The following is a 22746-nucleotide window of genomic DNA, read 5'->3' on the forward strand; positions in this document are numbered from 1 at the left end:
CGCCCCTGAACAACCCGGCTTCGGCCGGGTTTTTCTGTGGTGCCGCCGGTATCCCGCGCCGCACTGCCGGGCGCTGTGCGGTCCGCGGCGCGCACGCCGCACGTGGATGCCGCCCAACAAAAAACCCGGCCAGGGCCGGGCTTTTCTGTACCGCCGAAAGCAGGGCTTCCGGCAGTCACTTCGCCGTATCAGGCGGCCTTGAGGGCCTTGATGCGCGCGGTCAGGCGGCTCTTGTGGCGAGCGGCCTTGTTCTTGTGGATCAGACCACGCGAGCTGAAACGGTCGAGGATCGGCTGGGCGACGGCAAAGGCTGCCTCGGCGCCGGCGGCGTCATTGGCATCCAGAGCCTTGATCACCTTCTTGACAGCGGTGCGCAGCATCGAACGCTGAGCCGTATTGCGCGCGTTGCGCACGACGGTCTGCTTGGCGCGCTTCTTGGCGGACTTGATATTGGCCACAGTGGTGGTTTCCTGAAAAATCGGTGTAATGGGAACAGCAAGCTGGAAAGTATGATGGCTCGAAAAATGTACGTCAAGTCAATTGTCAAGAGGGAACACGGGTGAGTTCACCGAAGATGTTGCGGGGCCTGCTGTCGTTCAGCAGCATGACCATGATTTCGCGCGTACTGGGGTTGGTACGCGACCTGGCCGTGACCACCACGTTCGGCACCAATGCGGTGACCGACGCCTTCTGGGTCGCCTTCCGGGTGCCCAATTTCCTGCGCCGGCTGTTCGCGGAGGGCTCGTTCGCCACCGCCTTCGTGCCGGTGTTCACGGAGGTGAAGGAAACCCGTCCGCATGCCGAGCTGCGCGAGCTGATGTCGCGGGTGGCCGGTACCCTGGGCGGGGTGCTGCTGCTGGTGACTGCGCTGGCGCTGATCTTCGCCCCGCAGCTGGCCACACTGTTCTCCAGCGGCGTCGAGACCGATCCGGCCAAGCACGGGCTGCTGGTGGACCTGTTCCGGCTGACCTTCCCGTTCCTGCTGTTCGTCTCGCTGACGGCCCTGGCCGGCGGGGCGCTGAACAGCTTCCAGCGCTTCGCGATGCCGGCGCTGACCCCGGTCATCCTCAACCTGTGCATGATCGCCGGCGCGCTGTGGCTGGCCCCGCGGCTGGGTGGCACCCCCGAAAAGCAGATTCTGGCCCTGGGTTGGGCCGTGCTGGCGGCGGGTCTGCTGCAGCTGCTGTTCCAGTTGCCCTCGTTGAAGGGCATCAACCTGCTCACGCTGCCGCGCTGGGGCTGGACCCATCCCGGCGTGCGCAAGGTGCTGACCCTGATGGTGCCGACCCTGTTCGGCTCCTCCGTGGCCCAGATCAACCTGCTGCTGGACACCGTGATCGCCGCCAAGCTCACCGACGGTTCGCAGTCCTGGCTGTCGCTGGCCGACCGCTTCCTGGAACTGCCGCTGGGCGTGTTCGGGGTGGCGCTGGGCACGGTGATCCTGCCCGCGCTGGCCCGCCATCACGTCAGTACCGACAAGGTAGGCTTCTCCAATGCCCTGGACTGGGGCCTGCGCACCACGCTGCTGATCGCGGTGCCAGCCATGCTTGGCCTGCTGCTGCTGGCCGAACCGCTGATCGCCACGCTGTTCCAGCACGGCCAGTTCACCCCGTTCGACACCCGGATGACCGCATTGTCGGTGTACGGACTGAGCCTGGCCCTGCCGGCGTTCGCCCTGCTCAAAGTGGTGCTGCCGGCGTTCTACGCCCGGCAGGACACGAGCACCCCGGTGCGTGCCGGCCTGGTCGCCCTGGTGGCCAACATGGTCTTCAATTTCGCGCTGCTGGCGGTGCTGTACCAGGTAATGGTGCCGGAGGCGCTGAAGGCGCAGGGGGTCTGGGTGGCACTGGGCAAGCAGCCCGGCCTGCACCTGGCCCTGGGCATCGCCAGCGCGCTGTCCAGTTACCTGAACCTTGGCCTGCTCTGGTACTGGCTGGGCAAGACCCGGGTGTACCAGCCGCGGCCGGGCTGGGTGGGCTATGTGACGAAGCTGGGCCTGGCCTGCGCGGCGATGGTGGCGGTGCTGCTGGGCCTGCTGCAGCTGATGTCCGACTTCACCGGGATGGACAAGTGGCATCGCATCGGCAACCTGGCCGCGCTGGTCGGCGGCGGTGGTCTGACCTATCTGCTGGCCCTGGTGGCGATGGGCTTCCGCCCGCGTCACCTGCGCGAGCATTGATCCGGCGGGCACCCGGCTATACTTCATGGCTATCCCTTGCAAAGCATCGGCCCCGGTGGGCCGCATTCCAAGTTGATGAGCAGGCTGTTTAGAAGCGTTGAGGGCGGGCCGTTGTTCCCGCACGGAAGCGTGGTCTGCATCGGTGCATTCGACGGCCTGCACCTGGGCCATCGTGCGCTGGTGCGCCACGCGGTAGCGCGTGCGCGCGCGATGGGCGTGGCCGCCGTGGCGGTTGCGTTCGAGCCGTTGCCGCGCGAGTACTTCGCCCAGGGCGAACCACCGCCGCGGCTGACCCTGGCCCGCGACAAGGTGGCGATGCTGCGCGAACTGGGCGTGGACGGAATCGGCCTGCTGCGCTTCGATGCGCGCATGGCCGCGATGCCGGCCGAGGCGTTCGTGGAGCAGTTGCTGGTGCAGCGGCTGAGCGCGCGCGAGGTCTGGATCGGACCGGAGTTCTGCTTCGGCAACCGCCGCAGGGGCGACCTGGCCCTGCTGCAGGCGATGGGTGCCGACCGTGGCTTCAGTGCCGGCGAGATCGAACCGGTGGACCTGCGCGGCGAGCGCATTTCCAGCACCCGCATCCGCCAGCTGCTGCGTGCCGGCGATTTCAGCCACGCCGCCGACCTGCTGGGCCGCCCCTATGCGATCGGTGGCCGGGTGGTGCGCGGCCGCCAGTTGGGCCGTACCCTCGGTTTCCCGACTGCCAACCTGCGCTTCCCGAAGACGCCGGCGCTGTCGGGCATCTATGCCACCTGGGTGCATGGCGTGTTCGACCAGCCGTGGCCCTCGGTGTCCAGCTTCGGAACCCGGCCCACGGTGGACGGGGTGGAGCCGCTGCTGGAAGCGCACCTGTTCGACTTCCAGGGCGACCTCTACGGGCGCCACATCGAAGTGGAGTTCGTGGCCAAGCTGCGCGATGAAGAAAAGTTCCATGACCTGGCGGCGCTGACCGACCAGATGCACCGTGACGCCGAACAGGCGCGCCACATCCTTTCCGAACACAGATTGCGAGCCACTGCGTGAGCCAGGACTACAAAGCCACCCTTCATCTGCCGGCAACCGAATTCCCGATGCGCGGCGACCTGCCCAAGCGCGAGCCGGGCATTCTGTCGCGCTGGGAAGACGAGGGCCTGTACGCCCGCCTGCGCGAGAACGCGCAGGGTCGCCCGCTGTTCGTGCTGCACGACGGCCCGCCCTATGCCAATGGCCAGATCCACCTGGGCCATGCGGTCAACAAGATCCTCAAGGACATCATCGTCAAGTCGCGCTACCTGGCCGGCTTCGATGCGCCCTACGTGCCGGGCTGGGACTGCCACGGCCTGCCGATCGAGATCGCGGTCGAGAAGAAGTGGGGCAAGGTCGGCACCAAGCTCGACGCCGTACAGTTCCGCCAGAAGTGCCGCGAGTTCGCCGAAGAGCAGATCGAACTGCAGCGCCGCGACTTCAAGCGCCTGGGCGTGATCGGTGACTGGGACAACCCGTACAAGACGCTGAGTTTCGACTTCGAGGCCAACGAGATCCGCGCGCTGTCCAAGGTATTCGCCAACGGCCACATCGTGCGCGGCGCCAAGCCGGTGCACTGGTGCTTCGACTGCGGCTCGGCGCTGGCCGAGGCCGAGATCGAGTACCAGGACAAGACCTCGCCGGCGATCGACGTCGCCTACGTGGCGCGCGACCCGGCGCAGCTGGCCACACGCTTCGGCGTCAGCCTGCCGGCCGATGTTGAGGTGGCCGTGCCGATCTGGACGACCACGCCGTGGACGCTGCCGGCTTCGCTGGCGGTGTCGCTGGGTGCCGATATCCAGTACGCGCTGGTCGAAGGCCCGGCGCATGCCGGCAAGCGCCGCTGGCTGGTGATCGCCGCCGCCCTCGCCGAGCGCGCGCTGCGCCGCTACGGCGTGCAGGAGGTGGTGGCGCACGGCCACGCCGCCGGTGCCGCGCTGGAAAACCTGCTGCTGGCCCATCCGTTCTACCCCCAGCGCGACATCCCGCTGCTCAACGGCGCGCACGTCTCCGACGAAGACGGTACCGGCGCGGTGCATACCGCCCCGGGCCACGGCCAGGAAGACTTCGTGGTCAGCCAGCAGTACGGGCTGATGGACGCGTACAACGCCGGCCAGATCAATCCGGTCGACGGTCGCGGCGTGTACCTGCCCTCCACGCCGCCGGCCGGCGATGTGGTGCTGGCGGGCGTGCACCTGTGGAAGGCACAGCCGCTGATCGTGGACGTGCTGCGCGACAGCGGCGCGCTGCTGGCCTTCGTCGAGATCCAGCACAGCTACCCGCACTGCTGGCGCCACAAGACGCCGGTGGTGTTCCGCGCCACCCCGCAGTGGTTCATCTCGATGGACAAGGCCAACCTGCGTCGCGACGCGATGGCCGCCATCGAGAACGTGGGCTGGTTCCCGAGCTGGGGCAAGGCGCGCATCGGCAGCATGGTCGATGGCCGTCCGGACTGGTGCATCAGCCGCCAGCGCACCTGGGGCGTGCCGATCGCGCTGTTCACCCACCGCGAAACCGGCGAGCCGCATCCGCGCACCGTCGAACTGATGCAGCAGGTCGCCGACCGCGTGCAGGTCGAGGGCATCGACGTGTGGTACTCGCTGGACAGCGCCGAGCTGCTGGGCGAGGACGCGCCGCACTACGAGAAGGTCACCGACATCCTTGATGTGTGGTTCGACTCCGGCGTCACCCATGAAGGCGTGCTGCTGGCGCGCGGCTTCGGCAAGCCGGCCGACCTGTACCTGGAAGGCTCGGACCAGCACCGCGGCTGGTTCCAGTCCTCGCTGCTCACCGGCGTGGCGATCGACAGGCATGCCCCGTACAAGCAGTGCCTCACCCACGGCTTCACCGTGGACGAGCACGGCCGCAAGATGTCCAAGTCGCTGGGCAACGGCATCGAGCCGCAGGACATCATGAAGACCCTGGGCGCGGACATCCTGCGCCTGTGGATCGCCTCGGCCGACTACAGCAATGAAATGTCGCTGTCGCAGGAAATCCTCAAGCGCAACGCCGATGCCTACCGGCGCCTGCGCAACACCGCGCGCTTCCTGCTCGGCAACCTGGACGGCTTCGACCCGGCGCAGCACCTGGTGGCCCCGGCCGACATGGTCGCGCTGGACCGCTGGATCGTGCATCGCGCCTTCGAGGTGCAGGAGAAGATCAAGGCCGCCTACACCAGCTACAACATGGCCGAGATCGTGCAGCTGCTGCTGAACTTCTGCAGCGTGGACCTGGGCTCGTTGTACCTGGATGTGACCAAGGATCGCCTGTACACGATGCCGACCGACTCGCGCGGCCGCCGTTCGGCGCAGAGCGCGATGTATCACATCGCCGAAGCGTTCACGCGCTGGATCGCGCCGATCCTGAGCTTCACCGCCGACGAGCTGTGGGGCTACCTGCCGGGCGAGCGCAAGGACAACGTGCTGTTCGCCACCTGGTACGAAGGCCTGGCTCCGCTGCCGGCCGATGCCGCGCTGGGCGCCGCCGATTTCGATCAGCTGTTGGCCCTGCGCGAGCAGGTCGCCAAGGTGCTGGAGCCGATGCGCGCCAATGGCGCGATCGGTGCCGCGCTGGAAGCGGAGATCACCGTGGCCGCCGATGCGGAAACCGCCGCGCGCTGGCAGCCGCTGGCCGAGGAACTGCGCTTCCTGCTGATCAGTGGCGATGTGCAGGTGCGTCCGGCAACCACTGACGAGGTGTTCGTCAGCGCCCAGCCGACCACCAAGCAGAAGTGCGTGCGTTGTTGGCACTACCGTGCCGATGTCGGCAGTGTGGCCGCCCATCCCGAGCTGTGCGGTCGCTGCGCGACCAACATCGACGGTGCCGGCGAAGACCGGCGGTGGTTCTGATGAGCGCCGCGCGTCCGCGTCCCAACGCCCTGGTGTGGCTGCTGCTGTCGGTGGTGGTCATCGGCCTGGACCAGTGGAGCAAGGCCTGGGTGCTGTCCAGCCTGCCCGAGTTCCAGCCGGTGCCGGTCATCGACGGCGTCTGGAACTGGTACCGCACCTACAACACCGGTGCGGCGTTCAGTTTCCTGAGCGATGCCGGTGGCTGGCAGCTGTGGTTCTTCACCGCGCTGGCTGTTGCCATCAGCGCCCTGATGGCCAAGTGGCTGTGGGAAACCCCCCGCGCCAACTGGCGTCGGGCGCTGCCCTTCGCCCTGGTCATCGGCGGTGCCATCGGCAACGTCATCGACCGCCAGGTACACGGGCACGTGGTGGACTTCATCCAGTGGTACATCGGCAGTTATGCCTGGCCGTCGTTCAACATCGCCGATGCGGCGATCGTGGCCGGTGCCGTGGGCATTGCCGTGTTCGGGCTGTTCGAAGGCAAGGCCAGCAAAAAAGCGGGATAATCCCTCCCTGTATTCAGCAATAACCGGCTCGCGCCGGCCGGAGTATCTGACCGATGGATGTGTTGCTTGCCAATCCGCGTGGGTTCTGTGCCGGTGTCGATCGTGCGATCGAGATCGTCAAGCGCGCGATCGAGACCCTGGGGGCGCCGATCTACGTGCGCCATGAGGTCGTGCACAACCGTTTCGTGGTCGACGACCTCAAAAGCCGCGGCGCCATCTTCGTCGAGGAACTCGACGAAGTGCCGGACAACAATACGGTGATCTTCAGTGCCCACGGGGTGTCCCAGGCCGTGCGCCTGGAAGCGGACCGTCGCGGCCTGAAGGTGTTCGACGCAACCTGCCCGCTGGTCACCAAGGTGCACCTGGAAGTGGCACGGCACTGCCGCGCCGGCCGCGACGTGGTGCTGATCGGCCATGCCGGCCACCCGGAAGTGGAAGGCACGATGGGGCAGTGGGACCGCGAACGCGGCAACGGTCGGATCTACCTGGTCGAAGACGTCCAGGACGTGGATACGCTGGTGCTGGATCAGCCGGAGAACTTCGCCTACACCACCCAGACCACCCTGTCGGTGGATGACACCCGCAGCATCATCGACGCACTGCGCGCCCGTTTCCCGGCGATGCAGGGGCCGAAGAATGACGACATCTGCTACGCCACCCAGAACCGCCAGGACGCCGTCCGCGACCTGGCCAAGCGCTGCGACCTGGTGCTGGTGGTGGGCTCGCCCAACAGCTCCAACTCCAACCGGCTCAGCGAGCTGGCCCGGCGCGAGGGCGTGGAGTCCTACCTGATCGACGGCGCCGAGGAGATCGATCCGGCGTGGGTTGTCGGCAAGCAGCACATCGGTCTCACCGCCGGCGCGTCGGCGCCCCAGGTGCTGGTCGATGGCGTGATCGAGCGGCTCAAGGCACTGGGCGCCAGCAGTATTGGCGAGCTCGATGGCGAGCCCGAGTCGATGGTGTTCGCGCTGCCGAAGGAGCTGCGGCTGCGCCTGATCTCCTGATCGGTGCGGCGGCCAGGGGCATGACCTTTGGCCATGTGGTTCGCTGACGTGCAGGTCTAGCATCGGGTCTTTCGTATGCTGGAAGCCGAGCCTGATGAAACTGCGTGCCGCCGTCCTCTCCGTGCTGCTGGTCCTGTCCGCCTCGGGCGTACATGCGCAGACGCCGCCGCCGCAGGACGTTGCCTTCCCCGGCCTGCTGCGCATCGACGTGGACGCACGTGACATCGGCCGGCGCATCTTCAAGGTCAAGGCCACCGTGCCGGCCAGGCCGGGTCCGCTGACCCTGCTGTATCCGCAGTGGCTGCCCGGCAGCCATTCGCCGAGCGGTCCGATCGACAAGCTCGCTGGCCTGGTGGTCACCGCCAACGGCACGCCACTGGCGTGGACGCGCGACCCCTACGATGTGTATGCCTTCCGCGTGGACGTGCCGCAGGGCGCCACCGAGGTGGTCGCCGAGTTCAAGTTCCTGTCCTCGCAGGGGGGGACCCAGGGCAGGGTGGTGATGACCCCGGACATGCTCAACCTGCAGTGGAATGCCAACTCGCTGTATCCGGCCGGCGTGGTCACCCGCAACATCCAGGCCCAGGCCACGGTCACGCTGCCGCCGGGCTGGTCCTACGCCACCGCGTTGGACACCGAGCGCCGCGACGGCGACACGGTGGTGTTCAAGCCGATCAGCTACGACCACCTGGTCGATTCGCCGCTGTTCGCCGGCCGCCACTTCCAGCGCTTCGACCTTGACCCCGGCGCCAAGGTACCGGTGCACCTGAACGTATTTGCCGACCAGGCCACATCGCTGGTCGCCAAGCCCGAGCAGCTGCAGGCGCACCGCGCGCTGGTGCAGCAGATGTACAAGCTCTACGGCGCGCGTCATTTCGACCGCTACGAGTTCCTCCTCGCGCTCACCGACAAGCTCGGCGGCATCGGCCTGGAGCATCAGCGCTCCAGCGAGAACAGCGGCGAACCGGGTTACTTCACCGAGTGGGACAAGACCTGGCTGGGACGCGACCTGCTGCCGCACGAGTTCAACCACTCCTGGAACGGCAAGTACCGCCGTGGCGCGGACCTGACCACGCCGAACTTCAACGTGCCGATGGGCGACAGCCTGCTCTGGCTCTACGAAGGACAGACCCAGTTCTGGGGCCAGGTACTGGCCGCGCGCTCGGGGCTGTGGAGCGTGCAGCAGACCCGCGACGTGCTGGCCAATGTCGCCGCCACCTACGATCGCGGCCGCCCCGGGCTGGGCTGGCGCACCCTGCAGGACACCACCAACGATCCCACCATCGCCCAGCGCCGCGCACTGGCCTTCCGCAACTACCAGTTGAGCGAGGATTACTACTCCGGCGGCCAGATGATGTGGCTGGACGTGGAGGGCAAGCTGCGCGCGCTTACCGGCAACCGACGCGGACTGGATGATTTCGCCAAGGCGTTCTTCGGCATGAACGACGGCGACTGGAACGTCCATCCGTACACCTTCGATGACGTGGTGACCACCTTGAACGGCGTGGCGCCCTTCGACTGGGCCACCTTCCTGCGCGAGCGTCTGGATGGCCACGGCCCGCTCACCGGCGGGCTGGAGGCGGCCGGCTGGAGGCTGGTCTACACCGACACGCCCAACGACGCATTCAAGGCGCAGGAATCCCGGGCCAGGACCAACAACCTGCTGTACTCGATCGGCGTGTCGATCAGCGACGCCGGCTACATCAGCGACGTGCTGTGGGACAGCCCCGCGTTCAACGCGGGCCTGGCCCCGGGCATGACCGTGCTGGGCCTGGATGGCCGCGTGTTCAACGGCCAGGTGCTCAAGGATGCGATCACCGCCGCACGCACCGGCAAGGCGCCGCTCTCGTTGCTGGTCAAGCGCGTGGACCGCATCGACAGCGTTGTGCTGGACTACCACGATGGCCTGAAGTATCCGTCGCTGGAGCGCATTGGCGGCAGGCCCGACCGCCTTGCCGAGCTGTGGAAGCCGCGATGAGCCCGCGCCTGCGCGATGTGCTGATCCTGATCGCGGCGGTCGCGGCGATCATCGGCGCCGGACTGGAGGGCGATGCACGCTGGCTGCACTGGCTGGCCAAGCCGCTGACCACGCTGCTGATCGCGTCCATCGTCTGGCGTGCGACACCGCTGGCCGGCAGTGGCTATCGCCGGGCGGTGCTGGCCGGCATGCTGCTGTCCTGCATCGGCGACATCGCGTTGATGCTGCCGGTGGATGCGTTCGTCCCGGGGTTGCTCGCGTTCCTGCTCGCGCACGTGTGCTACATCGTCGCCTTCCGCGCCGGGTGGCGCAGCGGACGCAGCCTGTGGGCCGCCGCGGGTCTGCTGGCGCTGTTCGCCGGCGCCAACCTCAACGGCCTGTGGCCGCTGCTGCCTGCCGATCTGCGTGTGCCGGTGGAGGTGTATGTGGCCGTGCTGGCGCTGATGGCGACGCTGGCGCTCGCGCGGGCCGGAGCGTGGCCACGCCCCACCGGTGAGGAGGGGCGCAGCGCACGCTGGGCGGCGTGGGGCGCCGCGCTGTTCGTGGTCAGCGATTCGGTCCTGGCCTGGGACCGCTTCGGCGGCGGCCTGCCGCTCGCGGCGCTGTGCATCCTGGCCACGTACTACGCCGCGCAGTACTGCATCGCGCGCTCGGTGCCGCGTTCGGCCTAGCGGCACCGCATGAGGTGGCCCGTCGGCGACGGGCCGTCCCGCTCAGGTGAGATCGTTCACCGTCGCACCGGGCGCGCTAATCTTCACCGACTGGATGCCGGCCTCGCGCGCGGTCACCGACGAATACGTTTCGCTGGTGCCGATGATCTGGCTGTTGGCCGCCTTCAGGTTGAACATCGGCGCCCCATTGTTGGCGTTCCTGCGCGTGTAACGCGTGTCCAGCGGCGCATTCTCGCGCACCGATTCGATCCCGTTCAGTGCGTTCTGTCTGCTGGTGTAGCGCTCGCTGGACAGCAGCGTTTCGCCGTTGCCGGCCTTCAGCGTGAAGTGGAACTGATCCCCTGAGCGTTTCAGGTCATAGCGTGCTGCCATAGCGGATATCCCCTGGTTGATCGGTCGGTACCCCGGACGTAAGGCATGAGCCTTTTACGACAGGCTCGCGCATTCAATCAGGGAATGCCTCAGCAGCGGGTAGGGAAAGTCCGTTACAGCGCTCAGCGCACCTGCAGCGTCATCATGAAGTAGCGGCCCAGCGGATCATCCAGCCCCGGCGCCAGCCCGCCGTTGCCGCTCAGGTAGTTGACCGGCGGCGCGTCCCACAGGTTGTGCACATCCAGCGCCAGCAGCACGCGCGGCCCCAGCTGGCGGCCCACGTGCAGGTTCCAGCGCAGCTGGTCGGGGTTGTGGCAACGGCCCTGCTCGCGCTGCGTGGCCGGGCAGGCGTCACCCGGCAGCCATGCGCGGGTGCGGCCCACGTAATTGGCGCGCAGCGCGAGGTCCCAGCGGTCGCTCTGCCACTGCGTGGTAAGCACCGCCGACAGCGTGGGCGTGGCATGTCCGCGCAGGTCGACCGTCTCGCCGTGCGCGCGGTGGCGGCGCAGCGTCTGCTGGCGCAGCGCATCCAGCGATACCCGCCACGGCCCCTCGGCCGACCGGCCGAACCGGTAGTCGCCGCGCAACACCCAGTTGCGCGACACCGTGCGGCCGATGTTGTCGAACGACAGTCGCAGCGCCTGCAGCCGGCCGGCGTCATCCAGCACCCAGGTGGCGCGGTTCCAGAACGCATCGGCCGGGTGCAGGTCCAGGATCTCGTTGCGCAGGTCGACCACATTGCCGGTCAGCGACAGCGACAGGTCCTCGCGTGGCGACCACACCACCCCCAGCGAATGGCTGCGTGTGGTTTCCGGATCGAGGGCGCTGTTCTCCACCACGCCCACGTCCACCACGCAGCCCTGCGCGGCGGTGATCGCACACCGGGGCAGGGCGTTGGAGGTGGGCAGCACCACCTGGCCGAAGTAGCCGGGCGGGCGCCGGCGCTCGAACAGGCTGGGCGCGCGGTAGCCACGGCCACTGGACCACAGCAGCGACCACTGCTCGGACGGCGTCCAGCGCAGCCCGGCACGCGGCGAGAACGCGGTGTCATCGCCATCGCGGTCCAGCCGGGCCGCCACGTCCAGGCGCAGGGTATCGGTGAATGGCAGGCCCAGTTCGGCGTAGGCGGCGTTGGACAGGCGCGACAGTCGCCGGTGCTCCACCGGCAGTCCCAGTGCCAGCTCGCCGTCGCCGATCAACGCGTCCGGGTGCGCGCTCCAGGCCTCGTGGCGCAGGTCCAGGCCGGTGGCCAGTTGCACCGGGCCGCCGGGCCATTGCGCCAGATCGCGCTGCAGTCCGGCCCACGCCTGCCACTGGTCGGTGCGGCCGCGGTTGCGGATGGCCGGGAACAGATGCTCGGCCAGCGGCGCGGTCAGCGCGTTGAAGCCGGGCAGGAAGCCCTGCTGGGCCGCCTCGTACAGGCGCTGGGTGCGCACCGTGCCGGCCGTGTGGAGCGACACGGCGCTGTGCTGGCGACTGATCCCGGCGTCCCAGTTGCGGCCCGCCTGGTCGCGGCCCACGCCCACGGTGACGTCGGCTGTAGTGGCCTCCACACGTGGGCGCACGCTGCCGCCTTCCTGGAACACATAGTTGAACAGCAGTCCTTCGCCGATGCGCAGCGCGGCCGCGGTCGGCCCGAGTTCGAAGCGCTGCCGGTCCTCGCTGCCGCGCACTTCGGCAAACGCGTAGTGGCCGTCGCCGAACGCATGCCGGTAGCGTCCGTACGCGGCCACGGTGGTGGCCGCCGGCTGCAGCGAGCGGCCACGCGAACTGTCGAACCAGCAGCCGTCCGCATCGCGCTGCAACGGCGCCGCACAGCGCGTTGCCGGCAGGTACAGGCCGCTGTCGGTCAACAGGCCGATCGGGTAGCGCTCCTGTTCCACATGCCACGCGCGGCTGTCGCCGGCCAACGGCTGTACCCGCTGCAGATCAATGCCGGCAAACCAGCGGTCGCCGTTGGCGCGGGTGGCGCCGGTGGCCAGCTGCACGCGCTGCTGGTCGCCATCGCCACGGCTGCTCACGCCCGACTGCAGCATCGCTTCGGGACCGTCGGCCTGCTCGCGCAGGATGATGTTGACCACCCCGGACATCGCGTCGGCGCCGTAGATGGCCGACGCCCCGCCGCGCACCAGTTCGATGCGCTCGACGAAGCTCAGCGGGATGCCGCCCAGGTCGGTCAGCGCGCCCTGTTCCAGTGACACCATCGGGTAGCGCGGCAGACGTCGGCCGTTGACCAGGAACAGCGTCGCACGCGGCCCCATTCCATCCAGGCTGGTGGTCGCCGCCGCGCCCACCGGCAGGTACAGCGAATCGCCCCCGCGCGAGGTTGCCAGCGGCGGATGGCCGTTCATGCCGGGCAGGTGCCGCAGCAGATCGAACAGCGAGCCGTAGCCGCTGCGCAGCATCTCATCGCGCTCGATCACCACCACCGGCAGCGAGGCCTGCACCGAACTGCGCGGCAAGCGGCTGCCGGTGACATGCACCGGCGCCATCTCGACCTGCGCACCCAGCACCGGTGACGGGGCTGGGGCAGGGCGCCGTCGCGCGGGCACCGGTGCCGGTGCGACGGCAACGCGGCGCACCACGAACACGCCCGGGGTCGTCTGCAGCACGTGGACCGGCAACCCGGTGACCAGGCGGGCCAACGCCGCATCGTCCTCCAGCGTGGCGTCCAGCCCGGGGGTGGTCAGGCCGGCCAGCTCGGCGGCATCGAACAGCAGCACCCGCTGGCTCTGCCGCGCCCACTGCTGCAGGGCCGGCGCGAGCGGGCCGCGCGGAATGTGGTAGCCGACATCGGCGCGTTCGCGCGCGCCCACCGGTGGGATCAGTGTCCACGACAGCGCGCACGACATCGCCACGACGAACACGCGCCATCGCAGCCACCGCCACCGTCGTTGCCCCCCCCGTACGGCCATCGACGTCAGTGCCGGCGGCGCAGTTCCAGCGCGCCGTCGGCGCGCTGTTGTCCGGTGATCGACCAGCCCTGTTCCAGCGCGGCGAGCAGGCCCGCACGATCCTCCGCACGGAACGTACCGCTGACCGCCAGCGCCGCGATCGCCGGATCGGCGATCACCATCGGCGTGGCGTGGTAGCGGTTCATGCGTTCCACCACGGTCTGCAGCGGCGTCGCGTCGAAGACCAGCCGGCCATCCAGCCAGGCATCGGCCGTGCCCTGGGGCAGCGTGGGGCCGGGCGTGATCTGCCCCGATGCCTGCACCTGCAGCTGCTGGCCCGGCTGCGACAGCATCAGGTGTCCGCCCTGCGTGCCGTCGCTGCGCACCTCCACCGCGCCGTCCAGCAGCGCCACGTCGATGCGGTTGTCCTGCCAGCGTTCCACCTGGAAGGTGGTGCCGATGTCCTCAATGGTGCTGTTGCCCGCCTGCACCCGCAGCGGCCTGCGCGATGGAGCCACCTGCAGCTGGATGCGACCGCGGTCCAGCGTGATGTGGCGCTGCCGCAGCCCGAACCGGGTGGTCATCGCCGCGCCGGCATCCAGCGTGACCCGGCTGCCATCGGCCAGCGTGCGCTGCTGCGGCAGATGCGTGGCGTTGGCATAGTGCTGCGGCGTGGGCTGCCTATCCGTCACCCATGCCCAGACCAGGCCAACGGCCAGGCACAGGCTGGCGGCAATCGCCACGGCAGGCAGCCATCGCGCACGGCGCGGGCGCGCACTCCGCGCCGTGCCGGCACGCACCCACGGATCATTGGCCAGCTGGCCCATCTGTTGATGCAGCGTTTCGGCCTGCACCCAGGCGCGCACATGCCCCGGGTCTTCGGCCAGCCAGTGTTCGAACGCATCGCGTTCGGCACGGCTGCAATCCGGCGCCTCCAGTCGTGCCACCCAATGGGCGGCCTGGTCGAATGCCGGTTCGTCGCGGCGGTGCGTGGCAGCCCGCATCAGGTGTCTCCGTCCTGGCCGAAGGTGTCGGGGCCCAGTTCCTGGCGCAGTCCCTGCAGGGCGCGGGCAATGTGTTTTTCCACCGTCTTGGCGGTAATGCCCCGGTGGCGGGCGATCTGCGCATAGCTCATGCCGCTGATCCGGTTGAGCAGGTACACCTCGCGGCAGCGCTCGGGCAGCTTGAACAGCGCCTGCCGCAACAGGGACAGCATCTGCCCCGACTCGGCCTGGCGCAGCGGTCCCGGAGCGGTGCAGAGCGGTTCGGCCGCGCCATCGCCGTCGGCCAGTGGCAGGTGCGTGCGCGCGTGTGGTGACCGCCCGCGGTCGGCCAGCCGGTTGCGCGCAATCCGGTACAGCAGCAGGCGCAGTTCTTCGCTGCCATGCGACTGGTAGCGGATCAGCCGTTCCATGCAGTCCTGGGCGATGTCCTCGGCGTCGTCTGCACTGGCCCCCCGCGCGCGCAGGAAGGCGCACAGCGGCGCGCGCTCGTCCCGCACGAACGCAGCGAACCGCTCGGGCCGCGGCAGCGGTTCCGGGTCGTAGCGCAGCAGGGGGGACGGAGCGGACAGAACGGAACCTCGAACGGCAACGATCACGGGCATCCCGAGTATTACGCGACGTTGACAGGATGTGAAAGGCCGAAAGTGCCACCCTTTGAAAATGAATGCGTTCATTTTTATGTCGATGCCCGACTGGGGGAGATCGTCGTTCCGCCACGTTCTGCACAGGTCCCGCGCGATGCGGGGTAGGACCTTTTCTGGAGAGAAAGCATGAAGCAATCGGTGTTGAGTGTGGCGTTGGCAGGCCTGCTGGGCGTGGCGGCGATGGGCGCGGCGGGTGAAGCCGCCGCGATGAGCTACCACGTACAGGGCGATCGGATCTTCCTCAGCGGCGGCGTGACCTACGCCGACGTGGTCTCGCTGCCGGCGCTGCTGGCCAAGGCGCAGGCCGAAGGGCGTCCGATCCGTGAAGTGGTGCTGCGCACCTCCAACGGCGGCGCGCTGATTGCCGGTGAGTGGCTGCAGGGCGTGATCCGCACGGCCGGCCTGAACACCATCGTGTCCGGCCACTGCATTTCCTCGTGCTCCATCATGCAGTCCGGTGGCGTCGAACGTTACATGGCCGGCGACCTGCCGACCGTTGATTCGGTGCAGATCCACGCCGCCAGCAGTGGCGGCAAGGTGATCTACACGCCGTCGGCGCGCATGACCGAGATCTACACCGGCAACTACGGTGGTGGCATGGATGCCGGCCTGCTGCGCAAGGCGATGTACGAAGTGGTGCAGCCCAACGGCCTGCTGGTGTTCTCCGATCCGGCGCGCACCCGCGGCAACTCGGTGAGCTTCGATCCGGACGGGTCCGGCGCCAAGCGCGTGACCTTCGCCGGCGAGGACATGTTCAACAACAACATCATGACTTCGGCCGAATACCGCGCCCCGGGCGACACGCTCAACGTGACCGCCAACGTCACCGGCGACATCAACGCCGGCTACCTGCGCACCGGCCGCCAGCTGCAGACGTTCGTCGATGACGATTTCGCGCGCTGGAACACCGACTGGCAGTCCACCTACATCAATCTGGCGCAGTCCATCTACAACGCGTCCAGCCGCGGGCCCAACGGCATCGGTCCGGACTCGGTGCAGGACTATCTCAGCGACCCCGGCATCCAGGCCCTGCTGCTGTCCAAGCTGCGCCTTAATGATCTCGCCGCATCCACCCTCGACGATTCGATGGGCGTCATCCGCGTCACCAACGGTGCCGTGTGGCGCACCGCCGCCACCACCGGCGCGGACTTCATGCTGGTCGACAACGGCACCATCGCCCTGGAAGGCGGCGCTCTGCGCGCGGCTGAAGTGCGCGTCATGCAGACCAGCATGCTGGTCGGTCATGGCGACATCGCCTCGCCGGCAATGGACCTCAACGCACTGGCCGAGGGCAGCGGCCCGTCGTGGCGCGAAGACGGCTTCAACCGTCTGCGCGTGTACGGCACCCTGATGCCGCGCGGCGGCGATCTGGTCACCCACGGCTACGTCAACATCATGCCGGGCGGCAAGGTCCTGTTCGACGTCACCGAGAACGGCGGCGCCGCCAACGGCCGCCTGCGCGTCGGCACCTTCTTCGACGACGAGCAGATCGACGGCGCCCTGGTGATCTCGCCCGGTGCGCACCTGGAACTGAACGTCGCGCGCGGCTACTACGACCGCAGCTACCGTCGCGACCTGGTCACCGGCCCCATCTACCAGGACGGCTTCCAGGATGTGGTGCGCCTGGGCGACACCGGCTACACCGCCAGCATCGCCGAGGGCGAGGTGTTCCGCCCGCGCCACAACTCGCTGCTGAGCTTCAACGTCGTGCAGAGCGCCAACGGCCTGTCGCTGACCGCCAACCCGGGCTTCGACCAGCTCGGCCTGTTCGCCAACGCCACCTCCGGCGACGGCCTGGGCCGCGCGCTCGCCAGTGCCGCCACCGGCAACGCCGCCGGCCTCAAGCCGCTGCTGGCCTCGCTGCAGTTCTCCGACCGCGACGTGATCGCACAGCAGGCCGGCGGCCTGCGCGGCGACAGCCACGCCACCCTGCGCCTGGCCGACACCGCCCTGGTGGGCAGCATCGGCAACGTCGTGCAGCAGCACCAGTTCGACATGCGCAGCAGCGGCGGCGACGCCGACGGCCTGGCAGCGCAGGCCGCACAGGCCGCCTCGGCGCAGCCGGGCATGGGCAATGGCAGCCTGTTCAACCAGCTGGCCATGCACCTGGTGCAGCCGGCCGGCGACACCGGCAGCGCCGGCACCGCTGGCGAGCGTCGCGGCGTTGGCATGTGGGGCCGCGGGTTCGGCAGCCAGGGGCGCATCGACGCCGACGGCGGCGTGGCCGGCATGACCCACACCACCGGCGGCATCGTGCTCGGCGCCGATACGCGCCTGGCCGACGACAAGGTCACCCTGGGTGTCAGCGTGGCCGCAGCGGAGATGTCCACCAAGGGCCGCGACGGCGCCGGCTTCAGCGGTGACGTACGCGCGCTGGACGTGGGCGGCTACCTGGATGCCGCGTACTCGCGCGGCTACCTGTCGGCCTCGCTGCGCTACACCGACCTGCGCCATGACACCCACCGCAGCATCGTGGGTATCGAAGGCCTGGAAGCGCCGCTGCGCGCCAAGTACGACAGCGACGCGCTGTCGGCCCGCCTGGAGCACGGCTTCTCCTTCACCACCGCCCGCGGTCTGGTGATCCAGCCGCTGCTGCCGGTGGTCGATTACGCCCGCCTGTCCAACGTCCGCTTCAACGAAGGGCAGGGCGCCGGCGCCCTGGCCGGCCGCAGCGACAGCCTGGAGAGCATCCGCGTGGGTGCCGGCCTGCAGCTGTTCAAGACCTTCGAAGGCCGCAAGGGCGAGCGCATCACCCCGCACGCCCGCGTCCTGTGGCAGAAGGAGCTGGGCGACACCCAGGCCCAGTTCAGCACCGGCTTCGCGGCCGCGCCGGACCTGGTCTTCGGTTCGACCAGCCAGTCGGTGGGCGAGCAGGTCCTGAGCTGGAACGTCGGCGTCACCAGCCGCGCCAGCGAGCGCCTGTCGATCATGATCGACTACGTCGGCGAGCGCCGGGACGGTCAGGACCAGAACGGCGTGATGCTGGGCCTGGGCTACCGCTTCTGAGCCCAGGGGCGTCCGGGCAATTGACCGCCCGGACGCCCGGCCTTAGAATTGCCAGCTCAGCCGGAATAGCTCAGTTGGTAGAGCGGCGCATTCGTAATGCGTAGGTCGTAGGTTCGATTCCTATTTCCGGCACCAGATACAGCAAAAAGCCCCGGCCTTGGTCGGGGCTTTTTGTTTGTGCATTCCTTCCCCTGCCGGGGGATTGCGTGGGCAGCCCCCCCAGGAACGATGCGGATAACGGATTGCCCTATCGACCGTTCGGATTGCATTGGTTCATAAAGCCACTTCAAATACCTCTGGCGATGACCAGTTGCTTGCAGATGGTTGGAATCTCACCCCCATCTATCGAGACGCGATGTCGCTGGTCGCCAGGACCATCGAAGGCCCCGGCGTGCCGAGGGCGAGTTGGACCTATCAGTACGCCAACCTGGGTGGGAAGTACAACCGCGAGGTGCGTCAGCAGGGATGGCCGATGGTGCCGGTGGGCCAGTCCGAACCGAAGATCACGATCGAGACCCAGCCGGACGGTGTGGTCAAGACCTATGAGTTCGGCAAGGAGGTCGCCTACAACGATGGCCTGCTGCTGGCGACCTCCACCAGTTCCGGCGGCGCCGTTGTCCGCACCGATCGCAGCGTCTACTACCCCGATGCGGAGCTTGCCACTGCGCCATTCCCACGCGCGGCAGGACGCAACCTGAAGTACGGTGCCACCGAGCTGGGCGAGCACCTGAACAGGCCGGTCCAGTCCACGCTGACTACCCAGGATGGCGTGCAGTTCACCCGAACGGTCCAGGCGTTCGATCCCTCCGTGCGCGAGATCGAGGTTGCTGAGTCCAACTCGAACGGCCAGGGCCGGAGCATCTCGACCCAGTACTACGACAACCCGCAGCTATGGGTGCGGGGCCAGGTGGCCAGAAGCCTGGTGAACGGCATCGAGCAATCGCGCACCGAGTTCGATACAGCCACCGCGCAACCTGTACGTGCCTACGTCTTCGGGCGCTTGGCGCAGCAGGTATGGCAACGGCATCGTGCACACGATGCAGCAGAACGAGCGTCAACTGCCGGTGCGAAGCACGGATTCAGGTGTTCTCGACTTTGATACGCGATTCGATCGGAATGGCAATGTCAGCGACATCTATGACCTGGCACTGGGGGCGTTCTACAACCGGCACATGCTCTACGACGGTCTGGATCGTCTGATCGCGGCAGGATCCAACAACTTTGGCGGCGATTCCTGGCACCGGTTCAGCTACGACGCGCTGGACAACCTGACCAGCTGGATGTTGCCGGGTGTCAAAGACCATCGCTTCTGGTACGACGCGCACAACCGCCTCACCAATGTGCGGGATGGTGCGGGCAATACGCTTATCGGCCTGAGCTATGACGTGCAGGGCAACCTGAAGTTGAAGAATGGCCTCAATCACGTTTTTGACTATGGCAATCGTCTGCGCGAGGTCAGCGGAAAGGAGAGCTATCGCTATGACGCGCTGGGGCGCCGCATCTTTGCCTCAGCCCCAGGACTCGGAGTGGTGCTTTCGCAGTACGCGCAGGACGGCCGGCTGGTATTCCAGAGTGATGGCCGCAAGGGCCTGGGGCGCGAGTACGTCCATCTGGCCGGTAGCCTGATCGCTCGCCGGGACTACGCAGGTGTGGACGCCAAGATCACCTACCTGCACACCGATTCGCTGGGTAGCCCGGTTGCCAGTACTGATGCTTCCGGTAACGTGATCGAGCGTACTCATTACGAGCCGTATGGCGCGCCCATCGGCAAGGTGGTGGATGGCCCTGGCTACACCGGGCATGTGATGGACGGCGAGACCGGGCTGGTGCAGATGCAGCAGCGCTACTACGATCCGCAAATCGGAAGGTTCCTGTCCGTGGATCCGGTGACGGCGTATAGCAACCCGGTGGGCGCGTTTAACCGGTATTGGTATGCCAACAACAATCCCTACAAGTTCACGGATCCAGATGGGCGCCGAGCTTGTGGCAAAGATACAAGGAGCGCCCTGAAACAGGGCGCTCGCGGCGGCGTGCTAATGGTGAATGGCGGGAGGAGTGAGCGGTCCCAGCAGCAAGCTGAGACAGTAGGCAAGGCTGCGACCACTGCAGCTAACAACGCATTGAGTTCAATCCAAGAAAGAGAATTTGAAACGCCAGGGAGCGCGGCAAGAGCTTGGGATGATCGAGTCCGTAGGATCGCAGATAAATTTGACGCCGAGATTGCGTCCAGAATTTTCTATAGCAAAGATGGCGTTGTTCTTGGATCTGCTACAAGCGATGGACTTAGGTTTTCAGTCAATCCCGACTTTTCATCCGGGCCGACGCCCTACTCGATAACCGCCGGTTTCGTACATACACATCCGACAATGAGCTTGTTTAGTGGCAATGATTTGAATTATGCGATTGGGCAGTACAGGAGGGCTAACGGCTGGACCCGCAACGGACAATTTGATCAAAGTGCTATTGTGACATTGCCGGGCGGGCGAGTTGTTGAGTGGAAAGTGAGTAGCTATATGGGCTCTGGTGGAGTGTCATACTTGAACGAGAGTTACTATAATGATCATTAGGCCTTGGCTTTGTTTCCTTGCACTCTCTCTCTTTTCATGTGGCGTAACAGCGGGCAATGCCGAAAAAGAAGGAGGCTGTTATGCCGTTTCAAAAGGTGTACGCGGCGATGGCCCCGTTCGCGTCTGTGTGTCGTTATTTCCAGAATTGTGGACGCGCCACGATGTTGGCTACATTGAGGTTACGGGCTATATCGCTTATGTCGACGGCTCGCCATACATGTTCGCATCAAAAGATCTTTATGTTTATTCTGGAGGAAAAGGCGGGGTTGCTCTTGGTGTTGCCTTGTCAGAGGTCGATCGCTTTAAACGACTAATGGCAAATGATTCTGCAGCGACTGTAGCCGGATTGTACCTCCCCGGATACGGCGAGAAAAATAGTGCGTTGGGACGAATCGAGATTATTGGGCAGCATTATTGGCTGCAAGAGATGGCAGGAGAGCGGCCACAATTGCCGATCGATTGATTCGTTTGGACTCTTGATGTTGGCTCGCAGCGTTCGCAGCCGAAGCATCGAACCAAACAGGTCGCTGAATGGCGGGATCCGGTTTGCTTCCTAACCGTCGGTGCAATAGAAAGCCCGCCAATGGCGGGCTTTTTGTTTGCTTTGGCCAAACCAATCAACCGCTCTGCTGCAGCACCGTATCCAACATCTGCATGACAAACCGCTGCTGTGCTTTGGGCAGCGCCGCGATGCGCTCCAGCTGTAGCCGTTCAATCCCTCGCGAGGCATCGCCCTCGGCTTGGCTGTAATGACCCACTGATTTCCTGCTCAGGCGTTACTTTCCCCGAAGGAGACACCGATGAGCGAAGTGATGGAAGAAGAGATCAAGCGTTGGACGGTCCGTCGCAAGTCGGCACTGGTCCTTGAGATCATCCAGGGCAAGACCACCGTGGCTGCGGCCAGCCGCCAGTTTGACCTGACGCCGGCCGAGATCGAGAGCTGGGTCGAAGATGGCAAGCGCGGCATGGAGAACGCGCTGCGGGCCAAGCCGGAGGACGTGCGCGAGCAGTACGAGCGCCAGCTCAAAGACCTGCAGGAAGCCTACGGCGAGGCCATGCTGGAGATCCGCGCCCGAAAAAAGCTGGCCTCCCTGCTGGGAAAGGACGAGAGCTGATGCTCTCGGTGCAGCAGGGCCTGAAGGACGAAGGTGTAGCGGTACCGATGACCAAGCTGTGCCAGTGGTTCGGTGTGGCGCGGCGGACGACGTACTACAAGCCGACCCGTTCGCCTGCAAAGGTCAAAGCGGAGCTTGCCGAGCCGATCAAGGAGATGATCGAGGCGGAGCCGTCGTTCGGCTACCGCACGGTGGCTGCATTGCTGGGCATGAACAAGAACACCGTCCAGCGGATCTTCCAGCTCAAGGTCTGGCAGGTGCGCAAGCGCGCACTTGGGCAACGGCCCAGGATCGAGGCAAAGGTCTCTCGTGCCGAACGGCCCGACCAGCGATGGGCCACAGACCTGTGCCGTGTATGGGGAGGCAAGGACGGCTGGCTGAGCCTGGCGCTGGTGATCGACTGCAGCACGCGGCAGCTGCTGGGCTGGCACCTGTCACGCACCGGCAAGGCGAGCACTGCCTCAGCCGCTCTGGAGCAGGCCTTGATCGCCCGCTTTGGCACGCTGGGACGTGTGCCGGAGCCTTTCCTGCTGCGCTCGGATAACGGTCTGGTCTTCACCAGCCGTGACTACACGCGCCTGGTGCGCAGTTACGGCCTGAAACAGGAATTCATCACACCGCACTGCCCGCAGCAGAACGGGATGGTGGAGCGCGTGATCCGGACGCTTAAGGAGCAGTGCGCGCATCGACACCGGTTTGAGAGCCAAGTCCATGCCCTGCGGATCATTGGCGACTGGATTGGCTTCTACAACCAACAGCGCCCACATCAGGCGCTGAAGATGATGACCCCAGACGCGGCTCATGCCGCTACATTAACCGCATGACCTGAGCAGAAAACAGTGGGTCATTAAATGGCAATATTAGCAACACTGCAACTTGCGAACCGAATTCGAATAATGCATCCGGTTACCAAGAGGTGAAACGTGTTGATGTAGCCGGTAAGGCCCACACCAAT

Annotated in this window: 19 protein-coding genes and 1 tRNA gene; 14 read left to right on the top strand and 6 right to left on the bottom strand. The window is 66.6% G+C overall.

Annotated elements, in window-relative coordinates; translation table 11 throughout:
- Positions 1–188: 188 nt before the first annotated feature.
- Positions 189–458 (bottom strand): 30S ribosomal protein S20, encoded by a 270-nt coding sequence (gene rpsT / locus OC534_RS12150; protein ID WP_017354922.1) that lies wholly within the window; start codon positions 456–458, stop codon positions 189–191.
- Positions 459–574: 116 nt separating this feature from the next.
- Between rpsT and murJ the strand changes: the two genes are divergently transcribed.
- The 7 genes from murJ (at position 575) to OC534_RS12185 (ending at position 10189) form a co-directional block, all read left to right on the top strand.
- Positions 575–2179, top strand: a complete 1605-nt coding sequence (murJ, locus tag OC534_RS12155) for a murein biosynthesis integral membrane protein MurJ (RefSeq protein ID WP_136006214.1) — start codon at positions 575–577, stop codon at positions 2177–2179.
- 75 nt (positions 2180–2254) lie between these two features.
- Positions 2255–3202: a bifunctional riboflavin kinase/FAD synthetase gene (locus tag OC534_RS12160; protein ID WP_017354920.1), complete on the top strand. Its 948-nt coding sequence runs from the start codon at positions 2255–2257 to the stop codon at positions 3200–3202.
- Positions 3199–6030, top strand: a complete 2832-nt coding sequence (ileS, locus tag OC534_RS12165) for an isoleucine--tRNA ligase (RefSeq protein WP_262071848.1) — start codon at positions 3199–3201, stop codon at positions 6028–6030. The genes OC534_RS12160 and ileS overlap by 4 nt, the downstream gene beginning before the upstream one ends.
- Positions 6030–6536, top strand: a complete 507-nt coding sequence (gene lspA, locus OC534_RS12170) for a signal peptidase II (protein ID WP_017354918.1) — start codon at positions 6030–6032, stop codon at positions 6534–6536. Before ileS ends, lspA begins: the two co-directional genes overlap by 1 nt.
- A gap of 53 nt (positions 6537–6589) precedes the next feature.
- The gene (gene ispH / locus OC534_RS12175) at positions 6590–7540 is read left to right on the top strand and encodes a 4-hydroxy-3-methylbut-2-enyl diphosphate reductase (protein ID WP_017354917.1); all 951 of its coding nucleotides are present in this window, start codon (positions 6590–6592) and stop codon (positions 7538–7540) included.
- 94 nt (positions 7541–7634) lie between these two features.
- A complete protein-coding gene (locus OC534_RS12180) occupies positions 7635–9518 on the top strand; it encodes a peptidase M61 (protein ID WP_262071849.1) in 1884 nt (627 codons plus the stop codon).
- Positions 9515–10189: a lysoplasmalogenase gene (locus tag OC534_RS12185; RefSeq protein ID WP_262071850.1), complete on the top strand. Its 675-nt coding sequence runs from the start codon at positions 9515–9517 to the stop codon at positions 10187–10189. Before OC534_RS12180 ends, OC534_RS12185 begins: the two co-directional genes overlap by 4 nt.
- Before the next feature lie 42 nt (positions 10190–10231).
- Here the strand turns inward: OC534_RS12185 and OC534_RS12190 are convergent, their stop codons facing one another.
- From OC534_RS12190 to OC534_RS12205, 4 genes are all read right to left on the bottom strand, one after another.
- A complete protein-coding gene (locus OC534_RS12190; protein WP_262071851.1) occupies positions 10232–10561 on the bottom strand; it encodes a YegP family protein in 330 nt (109 codons plus the stop codon).
- Positions 10562–10683: 122 nt separating this feature from the next.
- Complete coding sequence (locus OC534_RS12195; RefSeq protein WP_262071852.1) at positions 10684–13476, bottom strand: TonB-dependent receptor; 2793 nt, start codon at positions 13474–13476, stop codon at positions 10684–10686.
- Between the two features lie 5 nt (positions 13477–13481).
- Positions 13482–14459 (bottom strand): FecR domain-containing protein, encoded by a 978-nt coding sequence (locus OC534_RS12200; protein WP_262071853.1) that lies wholly within the window; start codon positions 14457–14459, stop codon positions 13482–13484.
- Positions 14459–14986 carry a sigma-70 family RNA polymerase sigma factor gene (locus tag OC534_RS12205; protein WP_136006219.1) on the bottom strand — a complete coding sequence of 176 codons (528 nt, stop codon included), beginning with the start codon at positions 14984–14986 and terminating at the stop codon, positions 14459–14461. Before OC534_RS12205 ends, OC534_RS12200 begins: the two co-directional genes overlap by 1 nt.
- Before the next feature lie 243 nt (positions 14987–15229).
- On the opposite strand from OC534_RS12205, the gene OC534_RS12210 reads away from it, so the two are divergent.
- The 5 genes from OC534_RS12210 (at position 15230) to OC534_RS12230 (ending at position 21139) form a co-directional block, all read left to right on the top strand.
- Complete coding sequence (locus OC534_RS12210; RefSeq protein WP_262071854.1) at positions 15230–18109, top strand: autotransporter outer membrane beta-barrel domain-containing protein; 2880 nt, start codon at positions 15230–15232, stop codon at positions 18107–18109.
- A gap of 59 nt (positions 18110–18168) precedes the next feature.
- Positions 18169–18244 (top strand) — tRNA-Thr (locus OC534_RS12215).
- A gap of 220 nt (positions 18245–18464) precedes the next feature.
- A complete protein-coding gene (locus OC534_RS12220) occupies positions 18465–19208 on the top strand; it encodes a hypothetical protein (RefSeq protein ID WP_262071855.1) in 744 nt (247 codons plus the stop codon).
- On the top strand, positions 19147–20676 hold the full coding sequence (locus OC534_RS12225; RefSeq protein ID WP_262071856.1) for an RHS repeat-associated core domain-containing protein: 1530 nt from the start codon (positions 19147–19149) through the stop codon (positions 20674–20676). Before OC534_RS12220 ends, OC534_RS12225 begins: the two co-directional genes overlap by 62 nt.
- A complete protein-coding gene (locus tag OC534_RS12230) occupies positions 20666–21139 on the top strand; it encodes a hypothetical protein (protein WP_166472750.1) in 474 nt (157 codons plus the stop codon). Before OC534_RS12225 ends, OC534_RS12230 begins: the two co-directional genes overlap by 11 nt.
- Positions 21140–21293: 154 nt before the next feature.
- On the opposite strand, the gene OC534_RS12235 is transcribed toward OC534_RS12230, so the two are convergent.
- Positions 21294–21434 carry a hypothetical protein gene (locus OC534_RS12235; protein WP_153164478.1) on the bottom strand — a complete coding sequence of 47 codons (141 nt, stop codon included), beginning with the start codon at positions 21432–21434 and terminating at the stop codon, positions 21294–21296.
- Between the two features lie 42 nt (positions 21435–21476).
- Here OC534_RS12235 and OC534_RS12240 point away from each other — a divergent pair, with 42 nt between their 5' ends.
- Both OC534_RS12240 and OC534_RS12245 read left to right on the top strand, forming a co-directional pair.
- On the top strand, positions 21477–21791 hold the full coding sequence (locus tag OC534_RS12240) for a DUF1153 domain-containing protein (RefSeq protein WP_262071857.1): 315 nt from the start codon (positions 21477–21479) through the stop codon (positions 21789–21791).
- Positions 21791–22615 (top strand): IS3 family transposase, encoded by an 825-nt coding sequence (locus OC534_RS12245; protein WP_262071858.1) that lies wholly within the window; start codon positions 21791–21793, stop codon positions 22613–22615. The genes OC534_RS12240 and OC534_RS12245 overlap by 1 nt, the downstream gene beginning before the upstream one ends.
- The last annotated feature ends 131 nt before the right edge of the window (positions 22616–22746 follow it).

Origin of the sequence: Stenotrophomonas sp. Marseille-Q5258, from assembly GCF_946900935.1 — a bacterium.
In the GTDB taxonomy this organism is placed as follows: domain Bacteria; phylum Pseudomonadota; class Gammaproteobacteria; order Xanthomonadales; family Xanthomonadaceae; genus Stenotrophomonas; species Stenotrophomonas nematodicola.

Excerpts from the sequence above, each read along its gene's own strand:
- OC534_RS12220 (WP_262071855.1), top strand. The coding sequence starts at position 18,465 with ATGTCGCTGGTCGCCAGGACCATCGAAGGCCCCGGCGTGCCGAGGGCG.
- OC534_RS12190 (WP_262071851.1), bottom strand. The coding sequence starts at position 10,561 with ATGGCAGCACGCTATGACCTGAAACGCTCAGGGGATCAGTTCCACTTC.
- OC534_RS12195 (WP_262071852.1), bottom strand. The coding sequence starts at position 13,476 with ATGGCCGTACGGGGGGGGCAACGACGGTGGCGGTGGCTGCGATGGCGC.
- murJ (WP_136006214.1), top strand. The coding sequence starts at position 575 with ATGTTGCGGGGCCTGCTGTCGTTCAGCAGCATGACCATGATTTCGCGC.
- OC534_RS12210 (WP_262071854.1), top strand. The coding sequence starts at position 15,230 with ATGAAGCAATCGGTGTTGAGTGTGGCGTTGGCAGGCCTGCTGGGCGTG.
- OC534_RS12240 (WP_262071857.1), top strand. The coding sequence starts at position 21,477 with ATGAGCGAAGTGATGGAAGAAGAGATCAAGCGTTGGACGGTCCGTCGC.
- OC534_RS12160 (WP_017354920.1), top strand. The coding sequence starts at position 2,255 with ATGAGCAGGCTGTTTAGAAGCGTTGAGGGCGGGCCGTTGTTCCCGCAC.
- OC534_RS12185 (WP_262071850.1), top strand. The coding sequence starts at position 9,515 with ATGAGCCCGCGCCTGCGCGATGTGCTGATCCTGATCGCGGCGGTCGCG.
- OC534_RS12245 (WP_262071858.1), top strand. The coding sequence starts at position 21,791 with ATGCTCTCGGTGCAGCAGGGCCTGAAGGACGAAGGTGTAGCGGTACCG.
- lspA (WP_017354918.1), top strand. The coding sequence starts at position 6,030 with ATGAGCGCCGCGCGTCCGCGTCCCAACGCCCTGGTGTGGCTGCTGCTG.
- OC534_RS12230 (WP_166472750.1), top strand. The coding sequence starts at position 20,666 with ATGATCATTAGGCCTTGGCTTTGTTTCCTTGCACTCTCTCTCTTTTCA.
- OC534_RS12225 (WP_262071856.1), top strand. The coding sequence starts at position 19,147 with ATGCAGCAGAACGAGCGTCAACTGCCGGTGCGAAGCACGGATTCAGGT.
- OC534_RS12180 (WP_262071849.1), top strand. The coding sequence starts at position 7,635 with ATGAAACTGCGTGCCGCCGTCCTCTCCGTGCTGCTGGTCCTGTCCGCC.
- ispH (WP_017354917.1), top strand. The coding sequence starts at position 6,590 with ATGGATGTGTTGCTTGCCAATCCGCGTGGGTTCTGTGCCGGTGTCGAT.
- OC534_RS12200 (WP_262071853.1), bottom strand. The coding sequence starts at position 14,459 with ATGCGGGCTGCCACGCACCGCCGCGACGAACCGGCATTCGACCAGGCC.